We start from the raw sequence: 12562 nt of genomic DNA, 5'->3' as shown, positions 1-12562 counted from the left end.
CGTGACAGCGTCAGCGGCGGCGCATCAGGCCGGCGACCCTGACCGCCTCTCCCGTCTCGATGCTGCGGTTGGCCGCGAACCCGGTGAGCAGCGACAGCACGCCGTCGTGGTGCGTCGCCCTGCGCCCCAGGGGATCCTCCTGACCGGCCGGTCCGTAGAGGGCGTCGACCATCCGCCGGTCCGCGCCGCCGTGGCCCTCGCGGTCGAACCGGAGCGGGACGTCCTCGCGTTCCCCGAAGAGGCGTTGGACGGACAGCTTCGCCCAGCCCTGCTCCGGACTGGCGGAGGCGCCGTGCACGGCGGGGTGCTGCCCGGAGACCCACGAGCTCTCCACGACCTCCAGCTCCAGGCGGCCCCGGCTGCCGTTGACCATCAGCCGGTAGCCCTCCCACGGCGAGTAGGCCGTGAGGTGGTAGGTCAGGTTCGCCCCGCTGGCATAGCGGACGAGCACCGACATGTCGTCCTCAATGGACACGCCGGGTTCGAACGGGTTTTGGTCGCGCCGATAGCCGTCCTCGTGCCGTGCGTCGACGTACAGCTTCTTGAGCCACTCGTCGCGCTCCAGCTCGATGTCGAACCGGTCGTCGTCGGTGTTGCCGTGGCGTGCGCCGTTCTCGTCGCCGTAGAAGAACAACCGGCCTTGCGCGTACACGGTCTCCGGCACCGAGCCGACCCACCAGTTGAGCAGGTCGAAGTGGTGTGTGGCCTTGTGCACCAGCAGACCGCCGGAGTTGGCCTTGTCGCGGTGCCAGCGGCGGAAGTAGTCGGCGCCGTGCCGCGTGTCGAGCAGCCACTCGAAGTGCACCGACCCGATCTCGCCGACGGCGCCGTCGGCGAGCAGCGACCGAACCTTTTCGTGGATCGGGTTGTAGCGGTAGTTGAACGTGACGGTGACGGTGCCGTCGTTGCGGTCCACGGCGTCGAGGATCTTGTCGGCGGACGCGACGTCGGTCGTCATCGGCTTCTCCGTCACGACATCGCACCCGGCGTCCAACGCCTCGACGATGTACGTGTCGTGGAAGCGGTCGACCGTGGTCACGACGACGACGTCGACGCGTTGCTCGTGCAGCATCTTCAGGAAGTCGGCGGCGTCGTAGCCGGGGACCGGTTCGGCCAGCCGCTCGTTGTGGGCGGCCATCCGCGTGTGGTTGACGTCGGCGAACGCGACCAGCTCGCAGGTGGCGGCGTGCTCGACGGCGATGGCGCGGACGTGCCGTTCGGCCCGCGCGCCCGTGCCGACGACCGCGTACCGCCTGCGGGCCATTCAGGTGCGCGGGGTCAGCCGATGCCGCGGTCGCTGAGCAGCGCCCACTGGCTCCAGCCGGCCTTCTCCTTGTAGAAGCGGCGGAGGAGCTTGCCGTCCTCGGTGCGGGCGAAGACCTCGACGGTCTTGGTCTGCGCGTGGTACATCGCGTTGGGCGCCTCGGCGACCTTCGTGGTGCCGAGCTTGGTCCACGCGGTCCAGCCGTTGTCGGTCGCGCGCGAGTGCTCGACGATGCCGTTCTCGCCGAGCTGCACGACGTCAATCGAGCCGGTCGTCGAGTTGTAGACCGCCGACGGCGCGCCGGTGCCCTTGCCGCCGAGCGACTTCCAGACGCCCGCCGCGTACTGCTCGACGCTGCCGGACGCGGTGCGCACGAAGACCTGGTCGACGGCGATGCTCGGGTCGCTGAGGACCTTCGTGTCGCCCTGGTCGGCCCACGTCGTGCCGTCCCACTTGACCAGCTTGTCGTCGGCGGACCGCGCGTAGACGTCCTTGTCGGCGACGGCCGGGTTGCCCTGGATCTTGCGGTCGCCGAGGGGGGCCCACTTGTCCGTGAAGCGCAGGAGCGAGCCGTCCTCACCGCGGGCGAGGACCTCGACGGCCTTGGCCTTGTCGTTCCACGCGAGCACCGGGTCGCCCGCGACGACCGTGTCGCCGAGCGCGAGCCACTTGCCGTCGACGCGGCGGTAGATCTTGCCGTCCGTGCCGCGCGCGAACACCTCGACGATCTTCGTCTCGGGGTTCATCAGCGCGACCGGGTCGCCGGCGAAGGTCTCCTGGCCGAGCTGCTGCCAGCCGTTCCAGCGGCTCGTCTTGTGGAAGTTCGTGACGATCGTGCCGTCGGCCGCGCGCGCGAAGACCTCGAGCTGCTGCTGGCCGGTGTTGGAGATCTGCGGGCCGGCGTTGACGATCGTCTTGTCGGTCACCGGGCTCTCGCTGCCGGTGCTCGCGCCACCGGACTCGACGAGGTTGTTGTAGCGCAGCGGCACGTACCGGCGGGCGGTGCTCGTGCTCCAGACGCGCTGGATCGGCCTGCTGCCGTCGGGACCCGCCTGCTCGCGCACGATCGGCCGCGTCTTGGCGGCGTCGGCCCAGCCGATGAACAGCGCGACGTGGTTCTCGCGGTCGTTGAGCGCGTCGCCAGGGCGCAGGTCCTCCCAGTCGATGCGGTGCGCGACCTGCTCGAGGATGTGGGTCGTGTAGGAGATGCGCAGGCCCCACGCCATGGAGACGAAGCCGGAGCAGTCGGTGCGGTAGGCGCCGTACTTGTTGCCGAAGCAGTCGCTCTGGCTGTAGGGGACGCGGGCGCTGATCCACGTGCGCGAGCGCGCCAGGATCTCGCTGCGGGTGATCTTGGAGTTGGCCTCGTACGTCCCGCAGACGACCCCGCCCTCGGCGGCCGCCTCCGCCACGTCGGGCATCGCCAGCGTCGACCCGAACGTGATGGCCGCCGCGGCGACCGCCATCATCCCCCACGTCTTCATGCGGGCCACCGTAGCAAGGCGATGTGAAGTTTTGGTCCGGTCGAACGGCCTGTGTTTCCCCCGTCCTGGCCGGTCAACGGTGAACGTGCCCTCGTGGGCGGTGATCTCCGCCTGGACGGGCAGACCTCCGTCAGATCCCGAGCACGCTGTTCACCAGGTCGGCGTCGGTGATCTCCGCGGTGACCCACGCGAGCGGGTAGCTGAGGTGCACCGTGTCGACCTCTCTCGTCAGTCGAACGCCCGGCAGCACCTTCTTCACGAGCGCCAGCATCGCGTGGTTGTCGTGCAGGACGTCGCCGTGCAGCTCCGCGACGCCCATCCTGGCCGCGACCGACGTCAGCTCCTCCAGCATCCGGCGGCCGACGCCCCGCCGTTGCCACCGGTCCACCACGGCGACCGCGATCTCCGCACCGCACCCGGCGGTCTTGATCACGCGCGCGATGCCGACCGGGTCGCCGCCGACGCGGGCGCACACGGCCGCGTGCCGTTCGCCGTCGACGTCGGTGAGCACGCGCCGGGCGGACGAGGTCAGCCGCGGCGTCGGCGAGTGGAACCGCAGGTAGCGGCTTCGCGCGGACAGTCCCGCGAACACCGCGTCGACGGCTTCGCCTGCGTTCTCGCGGTGGAGCTCGGTGACGCGCATGAGGTCGACCCCCTGAGTTCGGAATCCGAACTGTAGCTGAGTTCGAAAAACGAACGCAAGGGATATCCTGGGTTCATGTCGTACGCGAGCTTCGCCAGCATGCCGTGCACCCTGAGCCGCCCCGCCGCACTGCTGGGCGAGCGCTGGACACTGCTGCTGCTCCGCCAGATCTTCCTGGGCACCCGCCGCTTCGAGGACTTCCAGTCCACGATGGAGATCTCGCGCAGCGTTCTGACAGACCGCCTGAACGTGCTGCTGCAGGAAGGCGTGCTCAAGCGTGTGCCCTATCAGGTCGATGGACGCACACGGCACGAATACCGGCTCACGGACAAGGGCCGCGACCTCTATCCCGTGCTGATGGCATTGCGCACGTGGGGCGAGAAGTGGATGGCGCCCGACGAGGAGGAGTCGTTCCACCTGCACCACCGCGACTGCGGTGGTGGCGTGCGGGCGAAGGTCGAGTGCACGGGCTGCGGCGCCGAACTGACGGCGCGCGACGTGCAGGTGACGGCGAGGGCCTAACGCAACGAGTCGAGGTGCCTGCGCAGCAGTGACACCGTGAGATCCGGCGTCATCCGGTCCGGGTGCAGCACCCCGTCGACGGTGAGGCCGTTCAGCAGCGACGCCAGCCGTTCGGCTTCCAGCCCGAGGTCGAGCGACGACGCGATGGTCCCCGCCTCGGCCATCACGGTCACCGCGCGCAGGCACAGCTGGCGCAGGCCGTCGTAGAGCTTCTCGGCGTGCGGCAGCAACGACGGCCGTGTGCGCGCGGCGGTCGCGAAGGCCAGCCACAGCACGGCTTCGTCACGCCGGCGCTCGTCGAGCGGGAGCACCTCGCTCAGCACGCGTTCACCGGGACGTCTCGGATCGGTCCGGTCCCCCATCGCCGTCACGTGCGCCATGACCCGGTCGTCGATCGAGCGGATCAGCGCCTCGACCGCGAAGATGATCATGTCGTCGTGGCTGTCGAAGTAGTGCCGGATCGAGCCGATCGCGAGCCCCGCCTCCACCGCGACGTTGCGCAGCGACGCCTGCTCCACGCCGTCCCGCACGACCACGCGGAACACCGCCTCGGCGACGGACTGACGACGAGCGACGGGATCGACGACTCTCGGTGACACCTCCCTTTTCTAGCATGACCCTGCTAGTTTAAGTAGCAGGGTCATGCTACTTAGGGGATTTCGATGACATATGCGCTGATAGCGGCCGGTGTGCTGTACGTGCTCGTGCGCCGGTTCCTGGGCGAGCCGCTCAACGCCCGCGACCTGCTGGCGCCGCCCGCGTTCCTGTTGTTCTTCGGCATCCGGGCCGTGGAGGAGTTCCACCTCGTCTACCTGCTCCCCCTCGCCGTCGGGTTCGCGTTCGGCGCGCTGCGGGGCATGACGATCAAGCTGTTCGAGCGGGACGGCCACCTGTGGCAGCGGTACACGCCGTGGACGTTGGCGGTGTGGGCGGTGTCGCTCGGCGCGAGCATCGGTCTGGGGCTGCTGATCGGCGGGCACGCGCCCACGCAGCTGTCGATCGGCGTCGGCATGCTCGGGGAGCTGTGCGCGATCGGCGCCAAGGCCTTGAACACGGGCGTGCCGTTCGCGCCTTCGAGGGAGCCGCTGTCCAACGGCGGCGGCGGGCGGTTCCATGGGAGGCATGGTTCGTCGTGACTTCCTCGTCGGGGCCGGCCTGCTCGCCGTGGCACGGGCCGCGGCGTCGTCCGCGCCGGGACTGGACTGGGGCGCCGTGCGGCGTGAGTTCCGGCTCGACCCGCGCGTCGGTACGTCGATCCTCAACACACCAGAGGAGATCGACGCGACGTTGAACGAGATTCGCGCGATCACTCGGTGATGCAAGGAAGTTCGGCCGTTCCCGGTGCTTCGAGGCGCACGCTCGTGTTCTCCGTGTGCACCTGTGGCTGGTTCATCGCCTCGTGCGCTGCCCAACCTCCTCCGAGAACGAGCGCGAGCAGCCCGGTGGCGATGAACGGTGTGGTCTGGAGGTGCCGTTTCGGTTTCTCGTCCTCGGCTCTGGGCACCGGCACCTCGACGGTCGTCTCCTGCGCCGGTCCGGGTTCCAGCTGCTTCGCCTCCAGCAGAGCACCTGTCGCCGTGGCGCCGTCGGGTGCCCGCAGCACCGGGATGTCCAGTCGCGCCGAGATCTCCTTGGCCACCAACGGAATCCGCGACGAGCCGCCAACGAGCAGGACGACGTCGGGCACGCACAGCCCCGCGAGCCGTTCCAGCGCGTCGACGGCGAGCCCGACCGACGGCCGGATGAGCGACTCGAGCTCCAGCCTGCTGAAGCGGACCTCGCGCATCTCGCCGTTGTCCGCGACGTACGGGATCCGCACCTCCGGATAGCTGCCGAGCAGCTCCTTCGCCTCGACGCAGCTGCGCAGGAGCTCCCGGCTGTGCGTCCCGATCTTCGCGATCACGTGCTCCGCCACCAGGTCGTCGAACAGGTGCCCGCCGCCCTCGACCCGTTCCGGCTGCCCCGCCAGCAGGAACACGCCCTGCTTGCGCAGCACCGCGATGTCGCACCCGGTGGCGCCGAAGTCGACCACCGCGACCGTGCCGTGCTCGGGCATCCGCGCGTCCTCGTCGAACGCGAGGGCGGCGGCGTGCGGGGCGGGCACGAACAGCACGTCCGGGCGACCGGTGTCGATGAGGTCCTGGCGCAGCTGTTCGAGGTGCTCGTGCGGCCAGGTCAGCGGGTGCGCCAGCGCGACGCGGCTCGGCGGTTCCCCGTGCCGTCGCGCGAGGTCGTCGAGGACCTGCGGGATCTCCCCCGCCGGCGACCCGGTGCGGCGCGGGGTGGTGGTGACACCGCGGTCGGTCGCCACCGCGGTGCCTGCGGATCCGAGATCGAGCCCAACCTGGTACGGCATCGCAGGTCTCCCTCATGCGCGGACACCCACGACACGTGCGTCTCAGCCGAACCGGTTCACATCCGACAGCAGCCGTGCCGCCCTCTCCGCGCCGTCCGTGGTGACCCGGGCGGCCATCTCGGCGGCTTGGTCCCGTCGTTCGAGCACCTCGCCGAGGACTTCGGGCGTCACGGTGGCCGCGGACCGGCCGACCTTCAGCCGTTCCACCTGCGTGCCCCAGTAGTACTGGTCGTACATGTGGGGCAGCACCAGTTGGGGCACGCCCGCCGCCGCGGCGGTCGTCGTGGTGCCGGCGCCGCCGTGGTGCACGACCGCGGCGACCCTCCGGAACAGCGCCCGCTGGTTCACCTCACCGATCGCGATGCAGTCACCGGCGTCGTCCGTGAGACTCAGGTCCGCCCAACCTCGTTGCAGGACAACACGTTTACCCAGGGCCCGAACGGCCTCGACCGCGCTGTCAGCCGCCTGCTGGGCACCCCGCATGCTGCCGAGTCCGAAGTAGACCGGCTGGTCGCCCTGCGCGAGGAACGCCTCCAGCTCGTCGCCGAGCGGACGCCGGTCGTCGAGGAGCCACGCGCCCGTCTGGACGAGGTCACCGGGACCGGGCCACGGACCGAGCACCGGGTCGGCGGCGAGCCACGGGGAGTCGCCGAAGATGTGGTCGCGGACGTCGTCGACGGGCTCGAGCCCGAGCTTGACGCGTTCGGCGTTGAGGGTGTCGCGTGAGCTCGTGAAGTAGCGGCGGTGTTGTTCCCACTGCGCCAGGTTTTCCTCGGGCGTCCCGTCCACCGGCACCCGTCCCAGCATCGCGGGCGGGGCGTGGTGCGGTGAGGGCAGCGTGTTCGCGCAGAAGCTGGCATAGACGTAGTGCGCGCCCATGCTTTCCGCAACCGAACGAGCCGCGTGCTGCAGCGCGCCGCCCGCCACGACGACATCCGCGTTCTGTGCCGCCTCGGCGACGACCCGGAACTGCTCCCGGACCGACTCCTCGGCGAGCCGGGGCAGGTCCTCCGGCTTGATGGCCGTGACGGTGCGCAGCACCGGGCCGACCGGGGTGAAACCGATGCCGTTGCCGGTCACCAGCTCGGCGAAGTCGGGTGGGGCCACGACCCGCACGTCGTGGCCGGACGCCTGGAGCCGCACGGCCAGTGCCGTGACGGGCTGGGCCTCGCCGCGCGACCCGATCGTGGACAGCAAGAATCGCATCTCGAACACCTCGTATCCGCTGGTCAGGGCACGAAGTGTGCGGGCTGCCCCCGGTCTTGCGGCAAGTCCCCCCACGCGCTATAAGTTCCAATGGGGGCCAGACAGCACTCAGCCCGCCACCGCGTCGTGCGGTGGCGGGCTGTGTCGCGTTCGGGCTCTACCGGCCGCGGGTCAGTGCGCGGCGTCGTCCCACGAGCGGCCGACACCGACCGAGACCTCCAGCGGCACCTGGAGCTGGTAGGCGTTGCCCATCTGGTCACGCACCAGGGCCTCCACGGCCTCGCGCTCGCCCTCGGCGATCTCGAGCACCAGTTCGTCGTGGACCTGCAGCAGCATCCGCGAGCGCAGGCCGGACGACTCCAGCGCGCGGTACACGCCCAGCATCGCCACCTTGATGATGTCCGCCGCACTGCCCTGGATCGGCGCGTTGAGGGCCATGCGCTCGGCCATCTCGCGGCGCTGGCGGTTGTCCGACGTCAGGTCCGGCAGGTAGCGGCGGCGGCCGAGGACCGTCTCGGTGTAGCCGTCCTTGCCGGCCTTCTTCACGATCTCGTTGAGGTAGTCGCGCACGCCGCCGAAGCGGTTGAAGTACGCCTCCATCTGCTCGCGCGCCTCCTCGGTCGGGATGCGCAGCTGCTGCGACAGGCCGAACACCGACAGGCCGTAGGCGAGGCCGTACGACATCGCCTTGATCCGGCGGCGCATCTCGCCCGTCACCTCGGAGGTGGGGATCGAGAACGCCTGCGAGGCCACGTAGGTGTGCAGGTCCTCGCCGGAGTTGAACGCCGCGATCAGGCCCTCGTCGCCGGACAGCGTCGCCATGATCCGCATCTCGATCTGGCTGTAGTCCGCGGTCATCAGCTCCGCGTAGCCCTCGCCGACGACGAACGCCTGCCGGATGCGGCGGCCCTCGTCCGTGCGGATCGGGATGTTCTGCAGGTTCGGGTCCGTCGAGGACAGCCGGCCCGTGGCGGCGATGGTCTGGTGGAACGTCGTGTGGATGCGGCCGTCGTCGGCGACCGACTTCAGCAGGCCGTCCACCGTGGACTTGAGCCTCGTCACGTCGCGGTGCGAGAGCAGGTACTGCAGGAACGGGTGCTCGGTCTTCTCGAACAGGTCCTGCAGCGCGTCGGCGTCCGTGGTGTAGCCGGTCTTGGTCTTCTTCGTCTTCGGCATGTTCAGCTCGTCGAAGAGGACCGCCTGCAGCTGCTTCGGGCTGCCGAGGTTGATCTCCTTGCCGATCACCGAGTACGCGTCCTGCGCCGCCTGCTTCACGCCCGCCGCGAAGTGCGCCTCCAGCTCGGAGAGGTGGTCGACGTCGATCGCGATGCCGACGGCCTCGACCTCGTCGAGCACGTTCATGAGCGGCAGCTCGAGGTCGGCCAGCAGGTCGGCGCCGCCGATGGTGACCAGTTCCTCGTCGAGGCGGTCGGCGAGCTCGGCGACGGCCCGCGCGCGCAGGATCGAGCCGGTGGCGATCTTCTGCGCCTCCTCGGACTCGTCGGCCAGCAGCGACAGCTGGCCGTCGCCCGACTCCTCCGCGCGCAGCTCGCGCTTGAGGTAGCGCAGCGCCAGGTCGTCGAGCGCGAACGAGCGCTGGCCGGGACGCACCAGGTAGGCGGCCAGCGCCGTGTCCGAGGTGAGGCCGCGCAGCTTCCACCCGCGGGCGCGCACGCGGCGCAGCGGCAGCTTCAGGTCGTGGCCCGCCTTGGCGACGCCCTCGTCGGCCAGCCACGCGGCCAGCGCCTGCTCGTCGGCCTCGTTCAGCTCCGTGACGTCGACGTACCCGCCCTCGCCGTCGGCCGTGCAGAGCGCGACGCCCTCCAGGTCGGTGGTGATGCGCAACGCGACGCCGACGCGGGTCTTGCGCGCGTTCTTGTCGAGCCACTGGGCGAGCGTGCCGGCCGGGATCGCGCCGCCGGAGACCTCGAAGCCCTCCTCGGCCTCGGGCTCCGCGGTCGTCAGCGTCTGGAACAGGCGGTCGCGCAGGACGCGGAACTCCAGCTCGTCGAACAGCCGGTGCACCGCGTCGCGGTCCCACTGCTGCACCTCGAGGCCGTCGATCGCGTACGGCAGCTCGACGTCCTTGACCAGCTCGGTGAGCTGGCGGTTCATGATGATGTTCGCCAGGTTGCCGCGCAGCGCCTCGCCGACCTTGCCCGGCACCTCGTCGATGCGGTCGACCAGCTCGTTGAGCCCGCCGAACTGGTTGAGCAGCTTGATGATCGTCTTGGGGCCCACGCCGGGCGTGTTCGGCAGGTTGTCCGACGAGTCGCCGCGCACCGCCGCGTAGTCGGCGTACTGGTCGGGCCGCACGCCGTGCTTCTCCTCGACGTAGGCCGGGGTGAACCGGCCCATCTCGGAGACGCCCTTGACCGGGTACAGCACCGTGACCTTGTCGTTGACCAGCTGGAACGCGTCGCGGTCGCCGGTGACGATCTCCACCTCGACCCCCTGCGCCACGGCCTGCGTGGTCAGGGTCGCGATGATGTCGTCCGCCTCGTAGTTCTCCTTCTCCATCGTCGGGATGCTCAGCGTGGCGAGCACGTCCTTGATGAGGGAGACCTGGCTGCGGAACTCGTCCGGCGTCGAGGAGCGACCGGCCTTGTACTCCGGGTACTGCTCGGAGCGGAACGTCTTGCGCGACACGTCGAACGCCACCGCCACGTGCGTCGGCTTCTCGTCGCGGAGGATGTTGATCAACATGGACGTGAAGCCGTACACGGCGTTCGTGACCTGGCCCGTCTTCGTCACGAAGTTCTCGGCGGGCAGGGCGTAGAACGCTCGGTAGGCCATCGAGTGACCGTCGATGAGCAGGAGCCGCTTCACGTCTGAGGGAGTCACGAGCCCGAGTCTAGGGTGGGGGTCTGACAGTTTCGCTTGAGGCCTTGGAGCACGTGTGACCTTCGACCTGCCGCAGGAGTTCGAGAACGAGCAGCTGCACCTCCGCATGGGCATCGAAATCACCCGATGGGATGTCGACGAGATGATCGGCACGATGCCGGTGAAGGGCAACCGCCAGCCGTTCGGCCTGCTGCACGGCGGCGCGAACGCCGTGCTCGCCGAACAGCTCGGCTCCCTGGGCTCCGCCCTGCACGCGGCGAAGTTCGGCTCCATCGCACTGGGACTGGAACTGTCCTGCACCCACCACCGAGCCGCCCGCGAGGGCATCGTGACCGGCGTGGCCAAGCCCATCCACCTGGGCCGCAGCACGACGACCTACGAGATCGTCGTGACCGACGAGGAGGGCAAGCGCACCTGCACCGCCCGCCTCACCTGCATCCTGCGCCCCAAGCCTCCGGGTGCGTGACTCCGCAGGTTCGACACTGCGGTAAACCCCACCCCAGCTTTACGGTCAACCGCGCTGTCCGACCGGGACCGCCCCGCCATCGTGAAGGCATGACCTCCACGACTCGACCGACAGCCGCGATCCCGCCCGCGAAGCCGAAGGCGAGCACAAGCGAAGGCGAAGACATCCCAGTTGCTAGGGGTGTCAAGCTGCGGCGTTGTTGATGTTGGTGTGGTGGGCCCAGGCGGTGGTCTCGTTGTAGGTGGTGCGGGTTTTGAGGCAGCCGTGCAGGATGCCGACGAGGCGGTTGGCGAGTTGGCGTAAGGCCGCGTTGTGGCCGAGGCCGCGGGCGCGTTGCCGCTGGTAGTAGACGCGGGCTCCGGGGCTGACCCGCATGGCGACGAACGCCTGTGCCATGAGGGCGTCGACAAGCCGGTCGTTGTGGACGTAGCGGGTCCGCACGGTCTTCTTCTTGCCCGACCGGATGGTCAGCGGGCTGGTGCCGGCGACGTCTTGCGGGCCTTCGCACTGACATAACGGGCGTGGTCGTCTCCGAACTCGGCGAGCACCCGAGCACCGAGAACGCGTCCCATCCCCGGCTGGGACAAGACGATCTCAGCGTCCGGGTGCCGGCCAAAATAGGCCTCGACCTCGCCTTCGAGCTCACGGATCTGCTCATTGAGCACGGCCAGGACCGCGAGCGTGGCGCGAGTGGTCGCGGCGTAGGCGGCGGTCACCACCGGCGGCTGACCCAGATGCTCGGTGCGCAACGCGGCCTGGACCTCGGCGGCCTTGGTGTCGAGGTCGCGGCGCCGGGCACGGTGCAGTGCGCCGCGGATCTGCTTGAACGACAACCGCTTCGCGGCATCCGGGTCAGCAGCCCGGCCCAGCAGCTCCAGCGTGTCCGGCGCGTCCAGATCCTTGAACGCCACCAACGCGGCCGGGAAATACTCCCGCAACGAGTGCCGCAACCGCAGGCCGTGCCGAGTCCGTTCCCAGATCAGCGTCTTGTGTGTCCGCGTGAGCATCTTGATCGCCTCGACCCCGGCCGTGTCACCCGCCACCATGCGCAACTGGTGCGCCTCGGTGCGGACCACATCAGCCAGCACATGCGCGTCCGCCGGATCGCTCTTCGCCCCCGACACCCGGTGCCGGCCCCGGAACCCGGCCACCGACATCGGATTGATCGCGAACACCGCGTAGCCCGCCGCGATCAACGCCTGCACCCACGGACCACGGTCAGTCTCGATCCCGACCCGCACCTCGACATCCTCAGGATCGGCATCACCGGTGTGCTCAGCGATCAACGCATGCAACCGCGCCATCCCCGCCACACCCTCAGGCAACCGGGCCTTGACCAGCCGCCGCCCACCCACGTCCATCAACTCGACATCGTGGTGATCCTCGGCCCAGTCATCACCGACCAGCAACAACACCCTGTTCCCCCGTCCCACCACCCGAATGTCAGCGGCCCTCGGGAGAACTCGTCGCAAGCTAATGAACAGTGCTCACGCCACCCTCGACGGGCACAACATCCCAGCAGCGATCACGTTCTCCCGGCAACTGGCGAGGGCACAGTCTTCGCCAAGGACTCAACAACTCCACCCGAGCAGAGTGCTCACCCACCAGCGGCCACAAGCCGAGCCTGCCAGACGACCGGCTCAGCACTCATTAGCCGAGCAGTACTCCCCCGCACGAACGAGCGCTCCCGCGGTGGGGTCCCCGTCACGAGTCGCACCACAGCTCTCGCTGCAACGAGGTAGGGGTGTCAACCCAAGACGCCTTCTGCCTGGGTGGC

At 69.4% G+C, this 12562-nt stretch carries 11 protein-coding genes and 1 pseudogene; 4 read left to right on the top strand and 8 right to left on the bottom strand.

Annotated elements, in window-relative coordinates; genetic code table 11:
* Window positions 1-10: 10 nt before the first annotated feature.
* From ACFWV3_RS33665 to ACFWV3_RS33655, 3 genes are all read right to left on the bottom strand, one after another.
* The gene (locus ACFWV3_RS33665) at window positions 11-1264 is read right to left on the bottom strand and encodes a Gfo/Idh/MocA family protein (RefSeq protein WP_382417326.1); all 1254 of its coding nucleotides are present in this window, start codon (window positions 1262-1264) and stop codon (window positions 11-13) included.
* A gap of 14 nt (window positions 1265-1278) precedes the next feature.
* Entirely contained in the window at window positions 1279-2748 is a 1470-nt protein-coding gene (locus ACFWV3_RS33660; protein ID WP_382417324.1) for a hypothetical protein, read from the bottom strand.
* 130 nt (window positions 2749-2878) lie between these two features.
* Entirely contained in the window at window positions 2879-3391 is a 513-nt protein-coding gene (locus tag ACFWV3_RS33655) for a GNAT family N-acetyltransferase (protein ID WP_382417322.1), read from the bottom strand.
* A gap of 75 nt (window positions 3392-3466) precedes the next feature.
* On the opposite strand from ACFWV3_RS33655, the gene ACFWV3_RS33650 reads away from it, so the two are divergent.
* Complete coding sequence (locus tag ACFWV3_RS33650; protein WP_382417320.1) at window positions 3467-3913, top strand: winged helix-turn-helix transcriptional regulator; 447 nt, start codon at window positions 3467-3469, stop codon at window positions 3911-3913.
* Here the strand turns inward: ACFWV3_RS33650 and ACFWV3_RS33645 are convergent.
* Window positions 3910-4512 carry a TetR/AcrR family transcriptional regulator gene (locus tag ACFWV3_RS33645; protein ID WP_382417319.1) on the bottom strand — a complete coding sequence of 201 codons (603 nt, stop codon included), beginning with the start codon at window positions 4510-4512 and terminating at the stop codon, window positions 3910-3912. The two genes, ACFWV3_RS33650 and ACFWV3_RS33645, sit on opposite strands and share 4 nt — an antisense overlap.
* Before the next feature lie 63 nt (window positions 4513-4575).
* On the opposite strand from ACFWV3_RS33645, the gene ACFWV3_RS33640 reads away from it, so the two are divergent.
* Both ACFWV3_RS33640 and ACFWV3_RS33635 read left to right on the top strand, forming a co-directional pair.
* Window positions 4576-5049 carry a DUF1453 domain-containing protein gene (locus ACFWV3_RS33640; protein WP_382417317.1) on the top strand — a complete coding sequence of 158 codons (474 nt, stop codon included), beginning with the start codon at window positions 4576-4578 and terminating at the stop codon, window positions 5047-5049.
* Window positions 5036-5230: a hypothetical protein gene (locus ACFWV3_RS33635; protein ID WP_382417315.1), complete on the top strand. Its 195-nt coding sequence runs from the start codon at window positions 5036-5038 to the stop codon at window positions 5228-5230. Before ACFWV3_RS33640 ends, ACFWV3_RS33635 begins: the two co-directional genes overlap by 14 nt.
* Here the strand turns inward: ACFWV3_RS33635 and ACFWV3_RS33630 are convergent.
* From ACFWV3_RS33630 to polA, 3 genes are all read right to left on the bottom strand, one after another.
* Window positions 5220-6269 (bottom strand): Hsp70 family protein, encoded by a 1050-nt coding sequence (locus tag ACFWV3_RS33630; protein ID WP_382417313.1) that lies wholly within the window; start codon window positions 6267-6269, stop codon window positions 5220-5222. The two genes, ACFWV3_RS33635 and ACFWV3_RS33630, sit on opposite strands and share 11 nt — an antisense overlap.
* Before the next feature lie 42 nt (window positions 6270-6311).
* The gene (locus ACFWV3_RS33625; RefSeq protein ID WP_382417311.1) at window positions 6312-7475 is read right to left on the bottom strand and encodes a glycosyltransferase; all 1164 of its coding nucleotides are present in this window, start codon (window positions 7473-7475) and stop codon (window positions 6312-6314) included.
* A 171-nt stretch (window positions 7476-7646) separates the two neighbouring features.
* Entirely contained in the window at window positions 7647-10427 is a 2781-nt protein-coding gene (polA, locus tag ACFWV3_RS33620; protein ID WP_382417309.1) for a DNA polymerase I, read from the bottom strand.
* Between polA and ACFWV3_RS33615 the strand changes: the two genes are divergently transcribed.
* Entirely contained in the window at window positions 10426-10785 is a 360-nt protein-coding gene (locus tag ACFWV3_RS33615; RefSeq protein WP_382417551.1) for a hotdog fold thioesterase, read from the top strand. The genes polA and ACFWV3_RS33615 overlap by 2 nt on opposite strands.
* A 183-nt stretch (window positions 10786-10968) precedes the next feature.
* Here the strand turns inward: ACFWV3_RS33615 and ACFWV3_RS33610 are convergent.
* Window positions 10969-12197, bottom strand: a pseudogene (locus ACFWV3_RS33610) (IS110 family transposase).
* Window positions 12198-12562 lie beyond the last annotated feature (365 nt).

This window comes from Lentzea sp. NPDC059081 (assembly GCF_042738015.1).
Lineage (GTDB): Bacteria > Actinomycetota > Actinomycetes > Mycobacteriales > Pseudonocardiaceae > Lentzea.
The sequence above is the reverse complement of the archived record's forward strand: the minus strand, read 5'-3'. Positions and strand labels throughout refer to the sequence as shown.

What these genes read in the sequence shown, in the direction of transcription:
- ACFWV3_RS33665 (WP_382417326.1), bottom strand. Translation starts at nt 1,264, where the DNA reads ATGGCCCGCAGGCGGTACGCGGTCGTCGGCACGGGCGCGCGGGCCGAA.
- ACFWV3_RS33660 (WP_382417324.1), bottom strand. Translation starts at nt 2,748, where the DNA reads ATGAAGACGTGGGGGATGATGGCGGTCGCCGCGGCGGCCATCACGTTC.
- ACFWV3_RS33655 (WP_382417322.1), bottom strand. Translation starts at nt 3,391, where the DNA reads ATGCGCGTCACCGAGCTCCACCGCGAGAACGCAGGCGAAGCCGTCGAC.
- ACFWV3_RS33650 (WP_382417320.1), top strand. Translation starts at nt 3,467, where the DNA reads ATGTCGTACGCGAGCTTCGCCAGCATGCCGTGCACCCTGAGCCGCCCC.
- ACFWV3_RS33640 (WP_382417317.1), top strand. Translation starts at nt 4,576, where the DNA reads ATGACATATGCGCTGATAGCGGCCGGTGTGCTGTACGTGCTCGTGCGC.
- ACFWV3_RS33635 (WP_382417315.1), top strand. Translation starts at nt 5,036, where the DNA reads ATGGTTCGTCGTGACTTCCTCGTCGGGGCCGGCCTGCTCGCCGTGGCA.
- ACFWV3_RS33630 (WP_382417313.1), bottom strand. Translation starts at nt 6,269, where the DNA reads ATGCCGTACCAGGTTGGGCTCGATCTCGGATCCGCAGGCACCGCGGTG.
- ACFWV3_RS33625 (WP_382417311.1), bottom strand. Translation starts at nt 7,475, where the DNA reads ATGCGATTCTTGCTGTCCACGATCGGGTCGCGCGGCGAGGCCCAGCCC.
- ACFWV3_RS33615 (WP_382417551.1), top strand. Translation starts at nt 10,426, where the DNA reads ATGGGCATCGAAATCACCCGATGGGATGTCGACGAGATGATCGGCACG.
- polA (WP_382417309.1), bottom strand. Translation starts at nt 10,427, where the DNA reads ATGCGGAGGTGCAGCTGCTCGTTCTCGAACTCCTGCGGCAGGTCGAAG.